The 21,587-nt window shown below is 46.8% G+C and carries 19 protein-coding genes; 1 reads left to right on the top strand and 18 read right to left on the bottom strand.

The window, feature by feature from the left end:
• From G343_RS14320 to G343_RS0105160, 17 genes are all read right to left on the bottom strand, one after another.
• Positions 1 to 1,169: tetratricopeptide repeat protein (locus G343_RS14320; RefSeq protein WP_020007071.1), on the bottom strand; the 1,169-nt coding region annotated here is incomplete at its 3' end.
• On the bottom strand, positions 1,162 to 1,650 hold the full coding sequence (locus tag G343_RS14315) for an acyltransferase (protein ID WP_020007070.1): 489 nt from the start codon (positions 1,648 to 1,650) through the stop codon (positions 1,162 to 1,164). The genes G343_RS14320 and G343_RS14315, both read right to left, overlap by 8 nt.
• A gap of 2 nt (positions 1,651 to 1,652) precedes the next feature.
• Positions 1,653 to 2,573 (bottom strand): prolipoprotein diacylglyceryl transferase, encoded by a 921-nt coding sequence (gene lgt / locus G343_RS0105230; RefSeq protein WP_020007069.1) that lies wholly within the window; start codon positions 2,571 to 2,573, stop codon positions 1,653 to 1,655.
• Positions 2,563 to 3,501 carry an HPr(Ser) kinase/phosphatase gene (hprK, locus tag G343_RS0105225; protein WP_020007068.1) on the bottom strand — a complete coding sequence of 313 codons (939 nt, stop codon included), beginning with the start codon at positions 3,499 to 3,501 and terminating at the stop codon, positions 2,563 to 2,565. Before hprK ends, lgt begins: the two co-directional genes overlap by 11 nt.
• 162 nt (positions 3,502 to 3,663) lie before the next feature.
• Positions 3,664 to 4,830 (bottom strand): DUF4097 family beta strand repeat-containing protein, encoded by a 1,167-nt coding sequence (locus G343_RS0105220; protein ID WP_020007067.1) that lies wholly within the window; start codon positions 4,828 to 4,830, stop codon positions 3,664 to 3,666.
• Complete coding sequence (uvrA, locus tag G343_RS0105215; protein ID WP_020007066.1) at positions 4,823 to 7,672, bottom strand: excinuclease ABC subunit UvrA; 2,850 nt, start codon at positions 7,670 to 7,672, stop codon at positions 4,823 to 4,825. The genes G343_RS0105220 and uvrA overlap by 8 nt, the downstream gene beginning before the upstream one ends.
• A gap of 7 nt (positions 7,673 to 7,679) precedes the next feature.
• Entirely contained in the window at positions 7,680 to 9,659 is a 1,980-nt protein-coding gene (gene uvrB / locus G343_RS0105210) for an excinuclease ABC subunit UvrB (protein WP_020007065.1), read from the bottom strand.
• Between the two features lie 80 nt (positions 9,660 to 9,739).
• Positions 9,740 to 9,976 carry a CsbA family protein gene (locus G343_RS0105205; RefSeq protein WP_020007064.1) on the bottom strand — a complete coding sequence of 79 codons (237 nt, stop codon included), beginning with the start codon at positions 9,974 to 9,976 and terminating at the stop codon, positions 9,740 to 9,742.
• A gap of 5 nt (positions 9,977 to 9,981) precedes the next feature.
• Positions 9,982 to 10,620, bottom strand: coding sequence for a YfbR-like 5'-deoxynucleotidase (locus tag G343_RS0105200; RefSeq protein WP_020007063.1), 639 nt, complete (start codon positions 10,618 to 10,620; stop codon positions 9,982 to 9,984).
• A complete protein-coding gene (locus tag G343_RS0105195) occupies positions 10,621 to 11,208 on the bottom strand; it encodes a TlpA family protein disulfide reductase (protein ID WP_156823568.1) in 588 nt (195 codons plus the stop codon). It lies immediately after the preceding gene.
• 191 nt (positions 11,209 to 11,399) lie between these two features.
• Positions 11,400 to 12,113, bottom strand: a complete 714-nt coding sequence (locus tag G343_RS0105190) for a C40 family peptidase (protein WP_020007061.1) — start codon at positions 12,111 to 12,113, stop codon at positions 11,400 to 11,402.
• Between the two features lie 340 nt (positions 12,114 to 12,453).
• Positions 12,454 to 13,555, bottom strand: a protein-coding gene (prfB, locus tag G343_RS0105185; RefSeq protein ID WP_156823567.1) for a peptide chain release factor 2 whose coding sequence is annotated in 2 segments (ribosomal slippage) — positions 12,454 to 13,482 and positions 13,484 to 13,555 — 1,101 coding nt in all. Because the reading frame shifts where the segments join, the coding sequence is not laid out codon by codon here.
• 17 nt (positions 13,556 to 13,572) lie between these two features.
• Positions 13,573 to 16,095, bottom strand: a complete 2,523-nt coding sequence (secA, locus tag G343_RS0105180; RefSeq protein ID WP_020007059.1) for a preprotein translocase subunit SecA — start codon at positions 16,093 to 16,095, stop codon at positions 13,573 to 13,575.
• Between the two features lie 132 nt (positions 16,096 to 16,227).
• Positions 16,228 to 16,803 (bottom strand): ribosome hibernation-promoting factor, HPF/YfiA family, encoded by a 576-nt coding sequence (gene hpf / locus G343_RS0105175; RefSeq protein ID WP_020007058.1) that lies wholly within the window; start codon positions 16,801 to 16,803, stop codon positions 16,228 to 16,230.
• 52 nt (positions 16,804 to 16,855) lie between these two features.
• Positions 16,856 to 17,530 carry a ComF family protein gene (locus G343_RS14310; protein ID WP_033426535.1) on the bottom strand — a complete coding sequence of 225 codons (675 nt, stop codon included), beginning with the start codon at positions 17,528 to 17,530 and terminating at the stop codon, positions 16,856 to 16,858.
• Entirely contained in the window at positions 17,527 to 18,777 is a 1,251-nt protein-coding gene (locus tag G343_RS14305; RefSeq protein ID WP_020007056.1) for a DEAD/DEAH box helicase family protein, read from the bottom strand. The genes G343_RS14310 and G343_RS14305 overlap by 4 nt, the downstream gene beginning before the upstream one ends.
• A 66-nt stretch (positions 18,778 to 18,843) precedes the next feature.
• A complete protein-coding gene (locus tag G343_RS0105160; RefSeq protein ID WP_020007055.1) occupies positions 18,844 to 19,716 on the bottom strand; it encodes a DegV family protein in 873 nt (290 codons plus the stop codon).
• Positions 19,717 to 19,822: 106 nt separating this feature from the next.
• Here G343_RS0105160 and G343_RS0105155 point away from each other — a divergent pair, with 106 nt between their 5' ends.
• The gene (locus tag G343_RS0105155; RefSeq protein WP_020007054.1) at positions 19,823 to 20,452 is read left to right on the top strand and encodes a YigZ family protein; all 630 of its coding nucleotides are present in this window, start codon (positions 19,823 to 19,825) and stop codon (positions 20,450 to 20,452) included.
• Here the strand turns inward: G343_RS0105155 and G343_RS0105150 are convergent.
• Entirely contained in the window at positions 20,449 to 21,501 is a 1,053-nt protein-coding gene (locus G343_RS0105150; RefSeq protein WP_020007053.1) for a glycosyltransferase family 4 protein, read from the bottom strand. The genes G343_RS0105155 and G343_RS0105150 overlap by 4 nt on opposite strands.
• Positions 21,502 to 21,587 lie beyond the last annotated feature (86 nt).

Below are 21,587 nucleotides of genomic sequence, written 5' to 3'. Positions count from 1 at the left end.
CCGAGCCGCACGAGTTTCAATCCTTGGAATAAAAATGAAATGTACAGCTTCTCATAGTCATCCAGAGATTCAATCGTGTCCCACACCGCATGCCCGAGTATCGCATCGCGGGGAAACACATTATATATTCTGTATATGCCGAGAAGGCGCCTGTAGGCATCATCATCTGTTAAATACTCAAGTTCAAGATCTGTAATTTTCTGTGCTGCTTCATCCTTTTTCCATGGACTGTATGCTTCGCTGACTCTGTGAAATGTCTGCATTTTGTTCCAGAACATTTTGGATTCTTCCATATCGCCCATGTGATAGCTGGAATGGCTCAGCGCATGCAATAGCTGAAAGCTGATGAACGACTGCTTTTTATAGAGCGGATATAAAAGCTCATAAGAGCGTTCATATTTCTTCAGGAAGTTGAGCACAAGACCGACTTTGAATCTTGCATCGTCATCCAGCGGCTGCACAACTTCCATCTTTTTAAGCGAGGCATGGTATTTTTCTTCCTCTGCGGTATGGTAATAGAGCAGTGTCATGTGGCTCAATGCATGCATATCGGTCTGGTCTTCTTTTAACAGCTGCTCGAGCAAAACATGCGCTTCTTCATACTTATTCAAAAACAGGAGAGCCATCGCCTTGAGGTTCCTGAACTCACGCTCCTCCTGTATATCTGCAGGCATTGAATTCAAATATTCGAGCGCCTCCTCGATGCGGGCATTCATGAAAAGGTGTTGGAAAATGTGCTGCCCTGTAAAGCGGTCGGCTTCCCGCTCCACTTCATGCTCATCACTGATATCAACATCAAACATCTTTTCAAGCTCCGCTTCATAGCCCGCTTCGGGTCTGTTCTTTGCATACTGTACACCGAACAGGAACGCCTTGTTCGGATCATCCATGATGACATAAGCCTGGCTCAGTATAAAATAAAATTCAGCATCATACTGATGCTGAATGAATTCATTGATCAATATATGCTCCGCTTCAACCCCCCGCCCGACTTCTGCGAGCATGTAGGCATACTGCGACAGATACGCCAGATTGTCCCCCTCAAGCTCCATCGCTTTCCGGAAACTTCTCAGTGCATCCCGCTTATTATTCTGTTCTGATTTCTTTATCCCCTGATTGAAATGAAATTCTCCACTCCGGTCAAAGGGGATGATTTTTTTATTATTCATTATTCCTGCTCCTTATAACAAGCGGATTTCCGTAGCAGACTGAATGCTCGGGAACATCTTTTGACACAACGCTCCCTGCTCCAACAACTGCATAATCCCCTATCTCCACACCCGGCAGAATAGTGACATTGGCACCCACCATCGTATGACATCCGATTTTAACGTCACCCACCCGATACTCATCCACCAGATATTCGTGAGTCAATATTACTGTATTATAACCGATTATACTATTTTTGCCAATGTGTATGCGCTCCGGATACATGAGGTCCGGCATCGCCCTGAAAGCCAGTGACACATTGTCTTCCAGCTTCATGCCGAGTGCTTTCGTATAGAGTCTGTGTTTTATCTTCGTTGAAGGGGCATAGCGCCCGAGCTCTATAAATATGAAGTTTTTAACAACTTTTAAGCGTGAAATTGTCTGATACATATTCCATAGCGGATTTACATGTCCCGCCTTCCTGACCTCGAGCCGTCTCATGCCTACCTCCCTTTCTTCTTGTTTTTCCGTTTCTTTTTGCTCATGACCTGTGATTTCTGTCTGCCGCTTTTAGCCGGATTGCTGCCGCGCTGCGCTGAACCTTCCAGGTAAACACCATACACTTCCCCGTATTTTGGCAGGTTGTACTTCATACGCCTGTAAATCCATACAGCCACGGCGCCGATGATAAGCAGGATTGAAATGACCTGGGCCGTTCTGAGTACGTCCCCGATCATCAGACTGTCGGTACGCATGCCTTCGATAAAGAAACGTCCGAATGAATAATAGATTAAGTAAAGCAGTATGGTCTGGCCGATTTTCAGTCTCGGACGGATCAGCAGCAGCAATACAAAGCCGGCCAGGTTCCATAGGGATTCATATAAAAATGTCGGGTGATAGTAAGCCCCATCAATATACATCTGATTGATGATGAATTCCGGCAGCATCAGCGACTCCAAAAATTGACGGCTTACTTCTCCGCCGTGCGCCTCCTGGTTAATGAAGTTGCCCCAGCGGCCGATTGCCTGTCCCAGGATCAGACTGGGCGCGATGATATCCGCCACTTGGAAGAAACTGAGTTTATTTCTGCGGCAGTAGATGAGCCCGGCTAGAAATCCGCCGATCAGACCGCCATGTATCGCCATACCGCCTTCATTAATCAGGATGATGTCAAGCGGGTTCTGGCTGTAATATCCCCACTGGAAGATTACGTAGTAAAGCCTTGCACCAATCAGTGAAAAGATGATGATGTAAAACATCAAATCCATCAGGGTGCCTTCAGGCAGTCCTTTTCTGTTCGCTTCCCTGTCGGCTATGAAGTATCCGATCAGCATGCCTGCGGCGATAATGATGCCGTACCAGTGTATGGCAATCGGCCCCAGATCAATGGCGATCGGGTTGAATGGCGCTGTACTATAGATCATCTGTCATACCTCCGTTGACCTGAATCTGCTGATTCAGCCTGTCATTGAATTCCTGGGCAGCATTATAACCCATGTAGTGCATGCGGTGGTTCATCGCGGCCACTTCAATGATGCCTGCCAGACTGCGCCCCGGACGTATCGGGATAGTTTTCTGGTCTATTTCCGAATCTAGTACTTCTATCTTTTCCTGGTCAAGGCCGAGCCGCTCATACCTTTTATCCGGCTGCCAGGCTTCCAGGTTCACATTCAGCATGATCCGCTTCTCTTCCAGCACGCTGCCGGCACCAAAAAGCGTCATGACGTTGATGATGCCAAGCCCCCGGATTTCAAGCAGATTCCTGATCAATGAAGGGGCGGATCCCATCAGTACATTTTTTGACACCTGTTTTATTTCCACATTATCATCAGCGACGAGCCTGTGTCCGTTTTTAACAAGCTCAAGTGCCGTTTCACTTTTACCGACACCGCTTTCTCCAGTAATCAGCACACCGATGCCATAAACATCGACAAACACCCCATGCATATTCGTTTCCGGGGCCAGTGCCTTTTCAAGAAAATTCGACATTTTGCCGATGAGGTTTGTTGTGTTGTCTTCAGTGACAAACAAAGGGGTATGTGACTGATTGCATGCTTCAATCATTTCGAGCGGTGCAGTGATATCCCGGCTCACGATAATACAGGGCGTTTCCTTCCTGCAAAGCCGTTTGCAGCGGTCTTCCCTCTCTTCGACAGAAAGCATCCGTTCGAAAAATGATGTTTCACTCATACCCAGGACCTGCACACGGTCAGAAGAGTAGTGCGAAAAGTATCCTGCAATTTCAAGCCCGGGTCTTGATACGTTGATATTTAAAATTTCTTTCTGCAGGCCTTCTTCCCCTGCTTTTATCTTCAGATCGAATTTGTCTGCCAGCGTCTTCACGGTAAGCATGGCCTCACCTCATCTTTTAATAATTCAACTATAAAGAAACATGTGTCCATTTTCAATATATCGGTTCATATGTAAACAATCATGCCGTCATTTTGTGACAATCATAAAAACACCCCGGCCGGGTGCAGCATGCATGATGGCCGGGGGGTAATCCTGTAGATTTTACTGGCGGTGCAGCGTGACACTGCCGAACTTGGTGCCGACTTCCAATATGATACCTTTTTCATCCGCATCGTTGACAAGCATCAGTTCTTTCAAACCGATATCCTGTTGTTTCATGTATCTGACATTGAGATCCGGCGGATAATTGATCTGCCCGACAACAGTGCTGAGCCTGCCTTCCAGCGCCCGGTCCCTTGGCACGCCGATATTGATGCTGCCCATGTTCGCATTGACAGAAGCAGATTCCGTATCTCCCTGCAGCGTCAGATTCACTGAACCATTGGATGACACCGTGATATCTTTTGCATTAAGTTTGTCCGTGTTGGTTGTCCCAACCATTGAAATGAGTTCGATAGCGCCGTAACTGCCGCTGATTATATCCAGATCACCCCTGGATGTTCTGGCGAATGCACTGTCTGACGACACATTTTCCAGGGAGATGCTGCCGTTCAGGATATCGACTGTGAGATCTTTGAATTCCTGATTATCGATTGTCACGTTACCGTTTGAACTGGAGACGATCAGCCGGTTGACAATCGATGGGTTGACCTGCAGTTCGACATTTACACGGGCTGTACGGATATCTGAAACAATCATCAATTCATCATTTTTTACTTCACATATAATGTCCTGGAAGTAATTGCGCTTCTTATCCAGTTTTCTGTAGAAAGGGGTCACTTCAAATTTAGCTGTCGTCACCCTGTCAGTAGGGACAATGTTGACATTGCCGTTTGTTATATCCACAGAGATATTTGAAAACGACTGATCAATGGTTTCAATCAGCCTGTTTTTGGCACCCTGGCTGAACATGGAATCGATGTTCGAATTTTTCACACTGTCAAAAGCCTTCTCAAACGTTCCAAAAACCTGGGATGCATATTTCTGATTTTCCAGTTTGCTTTTCACCTGGTTGTACGTTTCATTCGCTTTTTCTGTATTGAAGTGCTTCTGAAACTCGCTGACGAACTGATCGAATACTTCATTCGCCCCGGAAAAATTCCCGGATGATTTCTCCGACTGACCGCTATTGGACTGGGAACTGCCGCCGGTACCGCTGCTTTCAGTTTCGTCTTCTTTTTCCTTCAGCGCATCCATAAGCCTTATCGCTTCCTCTGAAGAGATCTTATCCTCTTCAAGCATCTTTAAAATGCGGTCTCTATTATCCATTTAAAGCCTCCTGATGGTTTCTGTTCAACCATTTTATTAAGTGCTCACCCGTATAGCTTTGCGGTTCATCCATTACTGCCCGGACCGGTCCGCTGGCAACTACTGTACCGCCGCCGTCCCCGCCCTCAGGTCCAAGATCTGTGATATGATCGGCCACTTTGATTATATCGAGGTTATGTTCAATGACAATCACTGTATCTCCATTATCCACGAGTCGCTGGATAACATCAATCAACTTGCGAATATCTTCGGAATGCAGGCCGGTTGTCGGCTCGTCCAGGATATAGAGCGTCTTGCCATCCGACCTTTTATGAAGTTCAGAAGCCATTTTGACGCGCTGGGCTTCCCCGCCGGACAGTGTTGTCGCCTGCTGGCCGAGTTTTACATAGCCGAGGCCGACATCGAGCAGCGTATTGATTTTGCGTTTGATCTTTGGGAGATTCTCGAAGAAATAAAAAGCTTCCTCTACCGTCATGTCCAAAACATCTGCGATATTCCTGTCTTTGTATTTCACTTCCAGTGTCTCTCTATTATAACGTTTTCCACCGCATACTTCACATGGTACGAATACATCCGGCAGAAAATGCATCGAAATTTTTATGATGCCGTCGCCCTTGCACGCTTCGCATCTGCCGCCCTTGACATTGAAGCTGAAACGGCCTTTCTGATATCCCCGAATTTTCGCTTCATTCGTCTGAGCGAAAACGTCGCGGATATTATCAAATACTCCCGTATAGGTGGCCGGGTTGCTCCGCGGCGTTCTGCCGATCGGCGCCTGGTCGATATCAATGATTTTTTCAATGCGGTCCATCCCTCTGATCTCTTTGTATTCGCCGGGAATCTGCTTGGACTTATAAAGGTGGGTATGGATACCCTTATACAATATGTCATTGATCAACGTACTTTTGCCTGAACCCGATACGCCGGTGATGACGTTCATGACGGAAAGAGGAATTTTGACATTGATATTTTTCAGGTTGTTTTCCTTGGCGCCGCGCACCTCGACCGCATGTTTCATGTTCGGTTTGCGATATTTCTCCGGCAGGGGGATTTCACGGCTGCCGCTCAAATACTGGCCGGTGATGGAATTTTCATTATCCATCACTTCCTGCGGTGTCCCCTCTGCCACAATCTCTCCGCCGTGGGCACCTGCACCTGGGCCGACATCAACAATATGGTCACTGGCAAGCATCGTATCCTCATCATGCTCCACAACGATCAGTGTATTGCCGAGATCCCGCATGCTTTTAAGCGTGTTAATCAGACGGTCATTGTCCCGCTGATGGAGTCCGATTGAAGGTTCATCGAGAATATACAGCACACCGCTCAGCCTGGAACCGATCTGCGTTGCCAACCGGATACGCTGCGCTTCTCCGCCGGATAATGTACCGCTTTTACGGTTCAATGTTAAATAATCCAGACCCACATTATACAGGAAGGACAGCCTTTCATTCACCTCTTTTAGAATCGGCGCGGCGATCTGGCTGTTCTGTTGTGAAAATTCCAGTGTGCTGAAGAAGTCTACCGCTCTTTTGACCGGCTGGTCCACCGCTTCACCAATATGTCTGCCATTCACTTTCACTGCCAGTGCCTGTTCATTTAAACGGTAGCCCCGGCATGTATGGCAGGAGATCTCTCTCATGTAACTGCTCATAACTTCCCGCGTATACTCAGAGGGACTCTCCTTATAGCGGCGTTCAATATTATTGAGTACGCCTTCGTATGGCATTGTTCTGCGTCTGGTCACACCATTCTCCTGTTTGAATACATAATCCACCGTTTCTCCCCTGGAACCATGAAGGACTAATTTTTTATCACTGGCGGACAGTTTTTCGAAGGGCTGATTCATGGGAACGCCAAAGTGTTCGCACGTCTGCCTCAGCAATGTCGGATAGTAGTTTGAACTGACTGGGATCCAGGGGGCAATCGCCCCTTCTTCCAGTGTCAGGGAACTATCAGGGATCACCAGGCGTTCATCCACCGACATTCTCATGCCGAGACCGTCACAGTCCGGGCATGCACCATACGGCGCATTAAATGAAAAGAGCCTCGGCTCCAATTCCGTCAGTGTGAACCCGCACTCAGGACAGGAAAAATGCTCGGAAAAATGCAGATCCTCTCCATCAATGACATTAACGACGACATTGCCGTCCCCTTTATTGAGCGTTGTCTGAAGGGAGTCGCTCAGCCGGGATTCGACACCTTCTCTGATGCCCAGCCTGTCGATGACAACATCAATGTCATGCTTTTTACTTTTATTGAGGTCAGGTACGGACTCGATATCATTCATCTCACCGTCGACGATTACGCGTGCATACCCTTCCTTACTGAGGGATTCAAGCAGCTTTTCATGCCTGCCCTTTTTCCCCCGGATCACTGGTGCGAAAAGCTGGACCTTTGTCCTTTCGGGCAGTTCCATAATACGGTCCACCATTTCCTGGACGGTCTGGGAAGTAATTTCAATGTTGTGAATCGGACAGTACGGCGTTCCTGCACGCGCATACAACAGCCGCAGGTAATCGTATATTTCTGTAATGGTGGATACAGTGGATCTGGGGTTATTGCTTGTCGTTTTCTGATCGATGGAGATTGCCGGAGACAGCCCTTCAATCGCATCAACATCAGGTTTGTCCATATTGCCGAGAAACTGCCGGGCATATGCACTCAACGATTCAACATAACGTCTTTGTCCCTCCGCATAGATCGTATCGAAGGCAAGTGATGATTTCCCTGAGCCTGATAAACCGGTCATAACGATAAGATTGTCTCTTGGTATATCCACGTTCACATCTTTTAAATTGTGCTGTCTCGCACCTCTGATGCTGATGTTTTTATTCCTCACGATTAACTCACCCTTCTGCTTTCAGTTCAAATAATGCGTCCCTTAATTCTGATGCTCTTTCAAAATCAAGATCTTTTGCTGCCTGTTTCATTTCCTGCTCCACCTGCTCCGTGACTTTTTCCCGCTCTTTCTTAGACATTTTGGCCGGTTTTTTCTTTGTCACTTTTTCCTCTTTTTCTTCATCTTTGACTTCTCCATGCGCGCTGATCACGTCCCGGATTCCTTTTTTGATCGTCGTCGGTGTAATGTCATGCGCCTCATTAAAAGCCATTTGGGTCTCACGGCGCCTGGCAGTTTCATCCAGAGCATAGCGCATGGAATCCGTGATCTTATCTGCGTACATGATGACTTTACCTTCGCTGTTACGAGCGGCACGGCCAATCGTCTGGACCAGGGAGCGATTGGAACGGAGGAATCCTTCCTTGTCCGCATCCAGTATCGTCACAAGGGAGACTTCAGGGATATCGAGCCCCTCTCTGAGCAGGTTGATGCCGACAAGTACATCAAATGTGCCCATACGCAGATCACGAATCACTTCGATACGCTCGAGCGTTTTAATTTCCGAGTGGAGATATTCCACTTTCACACCGGCTTCTTTCAAATAATCCGTCAGGTCTTCCGCCATTTTTTTCGTCAGTGTCGTAATGAGCACGCGTTCCTTCCGTTCGCTTCTGGCGATGATTTCTTCAAGCAGGTCATCAATCTGATGCTCCGTCGGCCTGACGTCAATCGTCGGGTCAAGCAGCCCTGTCGGCCGGATAATCTGTTCGACCATCTGTTCCGTATGTTCCTCTTCGAACGGGCCCGGGGTGGCAGACACATAGAGGAGCTGCTGGGCTTTCTCTTCAAACTCCTCAAACTTGAGCGGCCGGTTATCCAATGCACTCGGCAATCTGAAACCATGATCAACGAGGACTTTCTTCCTTGCCTGGTCACCGTTATACATCCCCCTGATCTGCGGCAGGGTCACGTGGGACTCATCAATCATGATGAGAAAATCTTCGAAATAATCCAGCAGTGTATAGGGGGTCGAACCTTTCGGGCGGAGTGTGAGATGGACGGAATAGTTTTCAATGCCCGAACAGAATCCCATCTCCCGCATCATTTCCAGATCATAGTTCGTCCTCTGTTCCAATCGCTGCGCTTCGAGCAGCTGATTGTTATCCCGCAGTATTTCAAGCTGTTCCTCAAGCTCTTTTTCTATGCGTGCTATCGCTTCGCGCATTTTTTCATCCCGTGTCACGAAGTGGGAAGCTGGGAAGATCGCAAAATGCTCCCTTTCCACGAGCACTTCGCCGGTCAGGTAGTTGATCTCTCGGATGCGATCGATTTCATCATCAAAAAATTCCACCCTGATACACTTTTCATCCTGCGAGGCCGGAAACACTTCCACAATATCGCCGCGCACCCTGAAGCTGCCGCGCTTGAAATCAATATCATTGCGGACATACTGGATATCCACCAGCTTACGCAGAAATTCATTGCGGTCCATTTTCATGCCCACTCTGGATGACACAACCATATCCCTGTATTCTGCCGGGTTACCAAGACCATAAATACAGCTGACCGAAGCGATAATGATCACATCATCTCTTTCAAAAAGTGCACTGGTCGCCGAGTGTCTGAGTTTATCAATTTCCTCGTTGATCTGTGCATCTTTCTCGATAAAAGTATCCGTCTGCGGCACATACGCTTCCGGCTGATAATAGTCATAATAACTGACAAAGTACTCTACCCGGTTATTCGGGAAAAATTCCTTGAATTCGCTGTACAGCTGGCCGGCTAACGTCTTGTTGTGAGCAATGATCAGTGTCGGTTTGCCGATATTTTTAATCACCTGGCTCATCGTATATGTTTTACCGGTTCCTGTTGCCCCCAGCAGTGTCTGATGCCGGCTGCCAGATTTAAGCTGTGCGGTCAGCTCTTCAATGGCTTTCGGCTGGTCACCTGCCGGCTGGAACTCAGATTCTATCTCAAATTGTGCCATATACTCCGCCTCCATGTTTTACTGTATTCTTTATTCTAACAAAACAAAAATAGAAATAACAAACATTTGTTCGGTTATTTCTATTCGTCATCCACATCCTCCAGATTATATACCTCTACGATCATATACCCGATGACCAGCGACAGCGCATCTATAAAAATCACCCATTCGGAATGATAGAAACCGCGATAAATGGAAATACCAAAAATGATGAATGTCAATATGACTGCAACATACTTATTGCGTGTAATTCTTGTAAAGAATACAACGGTTATTGCGGGAACAACCATTGCCATCATATACCAGTAGAGCTCCATTGAAGTTAAATCTCCTTGTCCATGATGGACTCGGTGATATCCACCAGTTCAGTTCTCGGGATGAACCGTTCCTTCAGCATATCGGACAATATATTCTCCAGAAAATCCTGGACACAGACCAGATGGGAGAATTTTTTTATCGTCACCAGCGACATCTCATAGATCTCGAAGAATAAAGGTTCGGGATTCCGCTTCTGAATCTCACCAAATGATTCATACAGCAGATCAATCTTATCCGCCACCGACAGGATTTGCCCTTCAAGCGAATCATCCTTGCCTTCTCTCAGACGTCTTTTGTAGATATCCTGATAGGCCTCGGGAAATTCCTCTTCTATGAAACGGGAGGTCATCGTTTCCTCCACTTCATTGAATAAGGTGTTCAGTTCATCAGAAGCGTATTTCACCGGCGTTTTAATATCGCCGGTGAATATTTCCGGGTAATCATGGTTCAGCGCTTTCTCATACAGGTCTTTCCAGTTGATATCATTCCCGCTGTATTCTTCAACGGTCCCGAGATACTGGGCAATTTTAGTTACCTTGAAAGAATGCGCAGCCACGTTATGTTCCTGGTATTTGAATTTCCCGGGACAGCGGACGAGCTTCTCCAGATCATTAAGACTTTTAAAATACTGATGTACTCCCATTTAGTTCTCCTCCTTCACGTAGTTGATGTAACTATCAATCAAATCAGGTCTGACTTCCCCGACATACGCTCGAATAACCTCACCTTCATTGTCCACAAAAAAAGTCGTCGGCATCAGATGGATGCTGTATCTCTCAATGGCCTCCGATTCATTCTCAAATTCATATACGGGGTATGTAACACTGAATTCTTCAAGGAATTCATCGCGGTTCTTTTCGCTGTCATCAATATTGATTCCAACAATATCAATATCCTCATTTTCATGGCTGGTATGATATTCGTTCAGCGCAGGGGTTTCCCTCCTGCATGGATCACACCATGAAGCAAAGAAGTTGATCACAGTGACTTCATTATTTTTGACGATGTCCTGAAGGCTGCCGTCATTGTTGATGACATCAGTAAAACTTTCCTCGATAATATTCTCCCCGACAGCATGGTGATTATCCCGGCCTTCAGAATCCTGCAGCGTCTCGAGCGACTGCTGTTCGAGCTGTTCATCCGATACATTGAGCACTGCACTGATACCCGCGCCTGTCAGCAGGAAGAACAATGCAAGTGCAGCGAATATCATAATTTTCTTCTTATTCATCCGACAACAAACCTTACTATATTATTTCAATTATTTTAACATACAACAATGATTGTGACAGTTAAATGATTGTGACATCCGGGGAGGCGTACAATTTCCAGTGCGCAGTAAACTGCCTTCAGATTTGAATACAGCCGCAGTCACAAAAACCCCCCCGCACTTTGTGCGGGGGGTGATATCTCTATATATTATTAATAAGTGTAGTAGCCGTCAACTGAGCCATGGACATAACTGACGGAACGTTCGCCGACGCCTTCTGACGGGTTCAGTGCATCTACCATCTGGCCGTTGCCGATATAGACGCCGACATGTGTACCGTCATTGAAGAACACAAGATCTCCCGGCTGTGGATTGGCGGTCGGTGTGCCGGCTGCTTTTTGTCCGGATACAGTTCTCGGAATGTCTTTGCCTTCATGCTGCTGCATGAACTGCTGGGTAAATGAAGAGCAGTCCACTAATGATGCAGAGTTGGCACCCAGCTGATAGGATTTCCCCTGTGCCAGTGAGTGGGCTGTGGCTGCCGCACCGCTGTTATTTGCTGCTGACTCCTGAACCTGTGGTGCTGCCGGTGCCTGTGGTTCATTTTGAACCTGCTGAGTATTATTTACTTCAGCAGCAGACGCTGTCTGATCATCAGTATTATTTTCCTCAACGGCAGGTGCTTCAGGCGCTTCGTGAGTCTGCTGTGTTTGATTTTCTCCGTAACCATTATTATCGGATGAATAAGTATATCCATTTTCATCATACGAATATGAGTATGAGTATGAATAAGTTGTATTTTCTTGCGCTGCAGTGTTTGATGTATTATTATCATCCGCATCGCCGTATGCTGATGCAGAAATATTTCCTGATGCCACTCCAGTAATTGCTGTAACCGTCGCTATTGAAAATAACGTCTTTTTCATGATAAAAGTCCTCCTAATTTTCCTTAACCCAAATTGTTCTTTCTATCTATATCCCGGGTTGGGTGCAGTTGTATTGATATTAGAGTTCCAGCACAAAAAACTGTGCTTTTTGAACTACGGTCCACACTATATCACACAAAAATTTGGTTGTGGGTGATGTAATTGACTTGTAATTAAAAAGAAATGACTGCAACACACAGTAACATTTACAAAAATTTCATGCTCTTAATTTAACAGGGTTTAATTACTGTTAACTTAAAAAGGTTCCAACCATCAATTTTAGATGGTTGGAACCTTTTTAAGTTATTTTCGGCTGGTTATGGCCGAACCCCCATAATTATTACATCTTCAATCTGAGATACGCGTCGATAAATGGAGATATATGGCCATCCATCACTTTTTCTGTGTTGCCTGTTTCATGATTTGTCCGGTGGTCCTTGACCATGGAATACGGGTGAAAGACGTAGGAGCGAATCTGGCTGCCCCAGCCGATCTCTTTCTGTTCGCCTTTGACCGCATCAATTTCAGCCCGCTGCGCTTCAAGTTCTCTTTGATAGAGCTTGGAGCGCAGCATTTTCATCGCCTGCTCCCTGTTTTTAATCTGGGATCTTTCATTCTGACATGTCACAACGATCCCTGTCGGCTGATGGGTAATCCTGACAGCTGAATCGGTCGTATTGACATGCTGACCGCCGGCGCCGCTCGCCCGGTATGTGTCGATGGATATATCGTCGTTGTTTATCTCAATTTCAATATCATTATTTTCAAATTGAGGGGTGATTTCACATGACGCGAAAGATGTGTGCCGGCGTCCGGAAGAATCGAACGGCGAAATGCGTACGAGCCGGTGGATCCCTTTTTCAGCTTTCAGCAGACCGTATGCATTTGCGCCTTTAACCGACAGCGTGACACTTTTGACACCGGCTTCATCCCCGTCCTGGTAATCCAGCGTATCGACTTTCCATCCTTTATATTCACAATACCGGTGGTACATTCTGAGCAGCATCTCCGCCCAGTCCTGTGATTCAGTACCGCCGGCGCCCGGATGCAGTTCAAGCAGCGCACTGAGTGAGTCATGTTCATCATCCAGCAGAATATCGAGCTCGAATGCATCGACTTTTTCCTGGGTGCTTCTCACACGCTCTTCAATATCCGCTTTCATTTCTTCATCATATTCTTCTTTCAGAAGTTCATGTGTGACTTCAATATCTTCTACAGCGCGTTCAATATCCCTGAACCCTTCGACAATCTTCTTCAAGTGATTGTTTTTGCCGATGATTTCCTGGGCAGCCGTCTGGTCATTCCAAAATTCGGGATCCGTCATCTGCTCTTCATACTCCCGGATCTGGGTTTCTTTCTCCTCTAAGTCAAAGAGACCCCCTGAAGTCATCGAGTTTACCGTGCATTTTTACCTCAAAGTTTTTAATTTCATGCAATTCCATAATATATACCTCTTTCTCTATCTGCCGTGACAGTTTTTGTATTTTTTACCGGAGCCGCATGGACAGGGTTCGTTGCGTCCGGCCCTGTCCTCTTTTTTCGCCGGCCCTTTTTTCACTTTTGCTTTGCCGTCGCCGGTCTGCATTTCTTCATTTTTAATGACCTGCTCACGCTTGATTTCTTCATCTGATTTCACTTCAGTCTTAAGCACATATTTCGCTGTGTCATCTTCGATCGCAACCAGCATATCTTCAAACATCTGAAGCCCTTCATTCTGATACTCGCGCAACGGGTTGATCTGCCCGTATGAACGCAGATGGATGCCGGTACGCAGCTGGCTCATACTGTCGATGTGCTCCACCCATTTCTGGTCGATGGTCCGGAGCATCATCATGCGTTCAAACAGCCGCATACGCTCTTCAGACAATTTCTCTTCCTTCTCCTGAAGTGCAGTTTTCACCCTGTCGAGAATCAGCGCTGTGATTTCCTCATTTTCCCTGCCGCGGACGTCGGAAACCTCCAGTGTATCCGGCGGGAGGTACATGTCCTCGATTGCTTTGATGAACTGCTCGTAGTCGATCATATCTTCATCATCAAACATATAGTAGTTCACCGTCCGCTCGACGGAGGATTCAATCATGCCTAGCAGTTCTTCCTGAATATCTTCCTGATCGATAATATCATTACGTTCATCATAGATGATTTCGCGCTGTCGCCTCAGCACATCATCATATTCCAGGAGTTTTTTACGTGAGTCGAAGTTGTTGCCCTCCACACGTTTCTGAGATGATTCGACCGCCCGTGAAATCATTTTTGAAGTGACTTCTTCATCGGACATACCGAGACGGCCCATCATACTCTGCATCCGCTCTGAACCAAAACGGCGCATCAGATCGTCCTCCAGGGAAAGGTAGAACGTGCTCACACCGACATCCCCCTGACGGCCCGAACGTCCGCGCAGCTGGTCATCGATACGCCTTGATTCATGCCGTTCTGTTCCGATCACTGCCAGGCCGCCTGCTTCCTTCACACCTTCGCCCAGCTTGATGTCAGTGCCGCGGCCTGCCATGTTTGTCGCGATTGTGACAGCGCCTTTTTTGCCCGCATTCTGAATGATTTCGGCTTCACGTTCGTGGTTTTTCGCGTTGAGCACATTATGGCGCACACCTTTTTTACTGAGCTTCTGTGAAATGAATTCACTTGTTTCTACTGCCACAGTACCAATCAATACCGGCTGCCCCTTCCGGTGTCTTTCAACCACTTCGTCAATCACGTGATTGAACTTCACCTCTTTAGTGGCATAGATTTTATCTGTATAGTCCTCTCTGATGATCGGTTCATTTGTCGGTATCTGGGTGACCCGCATGTTATAGATGTTGAGGAATTCCTCCTCCTCCGTTTTGGCTGTACCGGTCATACCTGACAGTTTATTATACTGTCTGAAGAAGTTCTGGAATGTGATGGAAGCCATCGTGCGGGATTCATTCTGAATTTCGACGCCTTCCTTCGCTTCTATTGCCTGGTGGAGCCCGTCGGAGAACCGGCGGCCTTTCATCTTACGGCCGGTGAACTGGTCGACGATGACGATTTTTTCCTCTTCAACCACGTAATCGATGTCCCGTTCCATGGAAAAGTGCGCTTTCAGCGCCTGGTTGATATGATGCAGCAGATTGACGTTCTTAACGTCATACAGGTTGTCGACTTTAAACCACTTTTCCGCTTTTTCCATGCCGTCGTCATTCAGCTGTATGTTTTTCGTTTTTACATCGTACGTGAAATCTTCGTCTTCCTTCAGCATTTTCACAAATTGGTTCGCCTGAATATACATTGTATCTGTCTGTTCCGCTTTACCGGAAATGATCAGCGGTGTCCGCGCTTCGTCTATAAGGATGGAGTCCACTTCATCAATGATTGTATAGTTCAATCCGCGAAGTACCCGGTCCCGCTTGTAGGTCACCATATTATCCCTTAAATAATCAAAACCAAGTTCATTATTTGTGGTATACGTAATATCTGAAGCATAGGCTTCACGTTTTTCAGCACTGTCTTTTGTGTTGAGGTTCAATCCGACGCTGAGTCCAAGGAAATTATACAGCACTGACAATTCTTCCATCTGTGTGGCAGACAGATATTCGTTGACTGTGATGATATGCACACCCTTGCCGGTCAAAGCATTCAAATATACAGGCAGCGTGGCAGTCAGTGTCTTGCCCTCACCGGTTTTCATCTCCGCGATGTCACCTTTATGAAGGGCAGCGGCACCCATGAGCTGTACGGGATAAGGTTCCAGTCCGAGCGTCCTTTTAGCCGCTTCACGCACAACGGCAAAAGCTTCCGGCATGAGGCTGTCCAAAATTTGCTCCTGTTCTTTCTCATCCGTAACGCCGTCCAGCTCAGCTTTGAATTCAGGCGTTTTGGCCTGCAGCTTTTCATCGCTCAGTCGGGCAAAATCTTCTTTATATGTTTCTACTTTATCAGCAATCTTACGGAGGGAGCGAAGCTCCCGTTTGTTACCGTCAAAGACCTTTTCCAAAATACCCATGGATTTCTCTCCCTCATACTTTAACAATGAATTCATTCCATTATTCTACCATTAAACGCGTTGAATTTAAATATGTACGCATTCTGCAGGCACATAATAAACCCCCGGTTTGCTTGCCGGGGGAATAATGTATCAAAGGTTTTCATCCGTTTCGATAAGACCGTATTTGCCGTCATTACGTTTATATACAATGCTTGTACCGTCTGTCTCCCTGTCATTGAAAACAAAGAAGCTGTGGCCGAGCATGTTCATCTGCAATACCGCTTCTTCAGAATCCATTGGTTTCAGCTGAAATTTCTTGGAACGAACGATGTCAATGCTGTCATCATCCTCTTCAGACTTATTGTTCTCTGCCAGTCCGACAGCTTCCGCTGCCGCGAAGAAATCTGCTTCCGGGTTCTTTTCCCTGAACTTCCGGTTGATTTTTGTCTTGTGCTTCCTGATCTGTCGTTCAAGCTTATCAATGATCAGGTCCACTGCTGCGTAGAGATCTTCATGCTTTTCCTCTGCGCGTAATGTTAGATCTTTCATAGGGATTGTAATTTCGACCTTGCCCTTCTTGTTGCTGTATGTCTTGATGTTGACGTGCGCGTGAGTATTTGGAACATTGGTAAAGTAGCGTTCCAGTTTCGCCACTTTTTCCTCGATGTGGCTTCTGATCGGCTGGGTGACCTCAATGTTCTCTCCGCGAATTTCACATCTGATCATATGAAACCCCTCCTTAGATACTTTGCTTGTTGAATTTATTATACCAGAGTATTCAGGCTTTGGAAAACGTTAACATGTCTATTTTGACAGGCTTTTTTGAAAACAGCGTTTCAGCCGCCTGATGGACTGTAATACCGGTGGTATAAATATCATCCACTACCAAAACCTTCATCCCTTCCAGGGCATCCGCATTAAAATCCGCTTTGAATCGAAACGGATTCTTTGCGCTGAGCCTGTCCATTTTGCCGAGCTCGGACTGCCGGGTAACTTTTTCTGTAAATAACGCATCATGATACTTAACGCCGGCAGCATCAAGCACCATCTCTGTCTGGTTATACCCCCGCTCGGCCAGCCTGACCTCAGAGACTGGTATGGGTATGGAGAAATCATATTCCCCGAATCGGCACTCTAGAAACATCGCAAGCACTTCAGCCAGGGCGGCATCTTTTGTAAATTTATATCTGTGGAAAAGCATTTTCACCGTGTCATGATAGTCAAGCATACTCATGATCTCCCCCGGCCGCTCATAGTACGCCGAGAGGAATAAACAATCCGCACACTCCGCTTCATCTGCCTGCATCAGCCGGTGACAAAATTTACATCTCCTGCCCTCCCGCCATCGGGACAAGGACATCTTACAGCTGCTGCACAAAGGCCGGCTGCGCTCAAAAAGGGTGATCAGATTCACTTCTTCTTTTATGTCGGCGTGGCAATAAAGACAAATCATATGGCCGTCTCCCCTTTGTTGAAACTTTTGATAATCTTAATGGTTCTGCGGATACTGCCGGTGTGATGTGCAGCCATAAACCAAATGCTGCCGGTCGGATCATCCACTTTCCGCCCCACCCGGCCGCAGATCTGGATCAGACTGTTGGTATTGAATTTTTCAGCTCCGAGGACAATGACATCCAGATTTTCAAACGTAACCCCTCGTTCCAATATGGTGGTAGTCAGGAGCACTTTCGTCTCATCACCCCGCATGCTGTCCACTTTCAAATATCGTTCATGGTCCTGACTGTAGACGGAAGCGGACAGCGGATATTTTTCGCGGATGAGCGGAAACAGCTGCTGCATCATGCTGATTTCCGGCACAAAGACAAGTACCCGCCGATTTTGGGCAATAACGTTCTGTATCAGCATGTGAAGCGTCTCAGGCAGTCTGTTCTTCTGTATATCCCGGTCTGCAGACCCCCGGATAATTTCAGGTACAGCCAGATCGTACCCGTGATATCGCCGCGTCAAGGTCACGACATTCTCCCTCCCTGCAAAATTGATCATTCTCTTTGACGGCGTGGCAGTCATCAGTATGATACTTGATTTCTCTGTCGCTGCGCGCAGTATGGCATCCATCAGCTGGCTGTCTTCCGGAAGCGGAAAGGCATCCGTTTCATCGACAATGATCAGATCAAAGTGGGAGATATGGTTGTACAGCTGATGCACAGTACACACTGTAAAACGGTGGTCAAATGCGACTTTGACTCCTGAATACAACAAGTCAATCCGGGCATCTTTAAAAGCAGCTGTCAGTCTCAGATAAACTTCTTTGACTACATCTATGCGCGGAGAGACAAAAGCCACATTCAGCCCGCGCTGACGCGCCAGTGAGATCGCTTCAAACGAAATTTCCGTCTTGCCCGCGCCGGTCACTGCATACAGCAGCAGATTTTCATTGTTTTCAAGTGCCTGCACCACTCTGTCCGAAGCCTTTTTCTGACCATCGCTCAAATCGAAATCCAAATGATATCTGCAGGATTCCACCGCCCGTTCAACATGTACTGCTGTGAGCGGTGTTACACTGTCTGAACGTCCGATGCTGACACATTTCAAACAATAGGTGACATCCGACCCGTGGAAACGGGAATAATACCGATAGAAATATTTCCTGCTGTTGTTGCCGCACCGGCGGCAGATCTTCTTTACAGGATCGACCCCCTGCGATTTGTAAACTTCTCCATCCCCAAATTTTATGAGCATGACTGTCCTCCCCTTTATCCAAAAAAAAGCGCAGCAAATAAGCTGCGCCGATTAACCCTGATTCTATTATACATCTGTATCCACATCGTAAACCGTATAGCCGAGACCGAGTGCGCCCTCACCAATGTGCGTACCGATGACAGGACCGAAATAGCTCAACTGGAATTTCACTTCCGGATGTTTCTGTTTCAGCGTTTCTATCCAGTCAAGCGCATCTGCTTCGCAGTTTGCATGGATGACGACAGCGGTGACAGGTTTTCCCCTATGCACTTCCATTTCTTTGGCAAACTGCGTTTCCACCCGCTTCATCGCCTTTTTCCTTGTCCGTATCTTTTCGTAAGGTACGATTTTGGCATCCCGGAACTCGAGCACAGGTTTGACTTTCAGCATGCTTCCAAGCATCGCCTGGGCATTTGAAAGCCGTCCGCCTTTCTGAAGATTCGTCAGCGTCTCCACGATGAAATAGGCATTTGTGTTCTTTTTCTGTTTCATCAGTTCAAGCGTGTCGATCAGTGCTTCAAGCTGCATATAATCTTTATTCTGCGCGGCATAGAGCGCCAGGAAGCCCTGGACATAACACGCCACTTCCGAATCGATGACATGGAGGCCGATGCCTTCCACACTGTCTCCGGCTGAGACTGCATTCTGACATGTGCCGCTGATCCGGCTTGACAGGTGCACACTGATCACATCCGTATACCCTTCCCCTTTCAGTGATTCAAGCAGCAGGATATAATCACCGATGGACGGCTGGCTGGTCCGCGGCAATTCATCAATATTGCGGATCATATCATAAAATTCTTCAGGTTTTATCTCTTCATCTTCCTTGTATGATTCATCCCCGAATACTACGCTGAGCGGAATTGTGCGGATATCATACTTGTCTTTCAGCGCCTCCGGCAGATAAGCAGTTGAATCCGTCACAACAGCAATCTTCATAATCTCTCCCCCAATACTACATTCACACATATTGATATTTTACTATATCGGACGGCTCCGGTCTATGAATCAATTGTGATAGACTGACGATAAGAGGTGAATTAGCATGGAGCAGCATTATATGAACAGACTCGACACAGAGACAGAAACAACGATTAATAAATCCCGTTTTATCTCCTCTATCAGACGCACTGACACAGAAGCGGAGGCAAAAGCATTCATTGACGAAGTCAGACGCAGGCACAAAGACGCCACCCACAACTGCAGCGCCTATATCATCGGAGAGCACGCTCTCACCCAGAAAGCAGATGACGATGGTGAACCGTCAGGCACTGCCGGCGTACCGATACTGGAGGTGCTGAAGCGGGAAGGAATGTATAATGTCACTGTAGCAGTCACCCGTTATTTCGGCGGCATAAAACTCGGGGGCGGCGGTCTGATTCGTGCCTATTCAAACGCGGCATCCGATGCTGTAAAAACGGCAGGTAAAGTCATTGAAGTCAGCATGATACCATTCCGCATCACCATGGATTATACCCACACGAGCAGATTTGAACATTACACTGCTGAAGCGGGGATCGAGATAAAAGATACCGGCTACACTGACAAAGTCACTTATCTCGTCCATGTCAAGACGGCTGAGAAAGACATCTTCCTCAGCAAACTCCGGGAAATAACAAAAGACACTCACGAACTGGATGAATTAGACATCATCCATGCCGAAAGTGCTTTTTAGGAAAATATTTTATGAACCAGGCGCCGCATGAACTCCAGGACCGGTTTTTTTTGATTACCGAGCAGACCTATGGCTTCAACGATGATCGCTGTTGTCAGGATCAGCAGCAGCATGATGATGATTGCGCCCGGGATGGTGGAAAGATACAGGATGAGGCTCGCGCCGGAATACAGGAGAGCGATGAAATAAATAAGAATGACGCTTTCCACATGAGAATATCCGAGCGTTCTCATCCGGTGGTGGATATGATCTCTGTCCGGTTTTACGAGTGAAATGTTTTGACGGTATCTTCTCACGGCTGCAGAAAGCATATCAAGGAACGGTACTGCCAGTATGATGATCGGGAAAAACAACGATATCAGTGTAATGTTTTTGAACCCCATCAGTGAAACGACACTCAGGATGAAACCGAGCAGCATTGAACCGTTATCACCGAGGAAGATCTTGGCTGGGTGAAAATTGAATACAAGGAAACCGAGACATGAGCCGATCAGAATGACACAAATCATCATAATGAAAATGTTGCCCTGCAAAATCGTCATAAACCCGATAGTTGCCAGTGCAATGATAGAGATACCGGTTGCCAGACCATCGAGTCCATCAATCAGATTGATGGCATTGATGATGATGAGCATCCATATGATTGTAATCGGCACAGACATGAAGCCGAAATCGATGCCGATGCCAAACGGTGTGATGGTATCGATGACGATACCGTACGAGATTGGAATCAGGGTGGTCAGTATCTGCCCGATCAATTTCTGCCAGGGTCTCATGTCAAACTTGTCGTCAATGATCCCGATCAGAACGATAGATACACCGCCAATAACAATCGGCATGTATTCAGCCTCTATCGGACGGGAAACCATCACCCCTATGATGAATGAGATGAGTATGGCCACTCCGCCGAGATAAGGCACAGGCTTCGCATGAACTTTTCTTGTATTCGGGTGGTCGACAAAACCTATTTTGTACGACCCCCATATAAATACCGGCATCAGAATCAATGAAATCAGAAAAGATACCGTAAGCAAAAATAGAGTATACATACCATCACCATCTTGAATATTTCCAACTCACTATACCATATTCCCGTTTATATATGATATCCAAATGGTGAATTTGCATAATATTA

The organism is Salinicoccus albus DSM 19776, assembly GCF_000385175.1.
Taxonomy (GTDB): domain Bacteria; phylum Bacillota; class Bacilli; order Staphylococcales; family Salinicoccaceae; genus Salinicoccus; species Salinicoccus albus.
This window is presented reverse-complemented; position numbering and strand designations above follow the sequence as displayed.

Coding starts and splice junctions, on each gene's coding strand:
- G343_RS0105200 (WP_020007063.1), bottom strand. CDS start 10,620: ATGGGAGTACATCAGTATTTTAAAAGTCTTAATGATCTGGAGAAGCTC.
- hprK (WP_020007068.1), bottom strand. CDS start 3,501: ATGCTTACCGTGAAGACGCTGGCAGACAAATTCGATCTGAAGATAAAA.
- G343_RS0105150 (WP_020007053.1), bottom strand. CDS start 21,501: ATGTATACTCTATTTTTGCTTACGGTATCTTTTCTGATTTCATTGATT.
- G343_RS0105160 (WP_020007055.1), bottom strand. CDS start 19,716: ATGAAGATTGCTGTTGTGACGGATTCAACTGCTTATCTGCCGGAGGCG.
- hpf (WP_020007058.1), bottom strand. CDS start 16,803: ATGATCAGATGTGAAATTCGCGGAGAGAACATTGAGGTCACCCAGCCG.
- G343_RS14310 (WP_033426535.1), bottom strand. CDS start 17,530: ATGATTTGTCTTTATTGCCACGCCGACATAAAAGAAGAAGTGAATCTG.
- G343_RS0105190 (WP_020007061.1), bottom strand. CDS start 12,113: ATGAAAAAGACGTTATTTTCAATAGCGACGGTTACAGCAATTACTGGA.
- uvrB (WP_020007065.1), bottom strand. CDS start 9,659: ATGGCACAATTTGAGATAGAATCTGAGTTCCAGCCGGCAGGTGACCAG.
- G343_RS0105220 (WP_020007067.1), bottom strand. CDS start 4,830: ATGGATAATAGAGACCGCATTTTAAAGATGCTTGAAGAGGATAAGATC.
- G343_RS0105195 (WP_156823568.1), bottom strand. CDS start 11,208: ATGAATAAGAAGAAAATTATGATATTCGCTGCACTTGCATTGTTCTTC.
- secA (WP_020007059.1), bottom strand. CDS start 16,095: ATGGGTATTTTGGAAAAGGTCTTTGACGGTAACAAACGGGAGCTTCGC.
- lgt (WP_020007069.1), bottom strand. CDS start 2,573: ATGATCTATAGTACAGCGCCATTCAACCCGATCGCCATTGATCTGGGG.
- G343_RS0105205 (WP_020007064.1), bottom strand. CDS start 9,976: ATGGAGCTCTACTGGTATATGATGGCAATGGTTGTTCCCGCAATAACC.
- G343_RS14315 (WP_020007070.1), bottom strand. CDS start 1,650: ATGAGACGGCTCGAGGTCAGGAAGGCGGGACATGTAAATCCGCTATGG.
- G343_RS0105155 (WP_020007054.1), top strand. CDS start 19,823: ATGGAGCAGCATTATATGAACAGACTCGACACAGAGACAGAAACAACG.
- G343_RS14305 (WP_020007056.1), bottom strand. CDS start 18,777: ATGCTCATAAAATTTGGGGATGGAGAAGTTTACAAATCGCAGGGGGTC.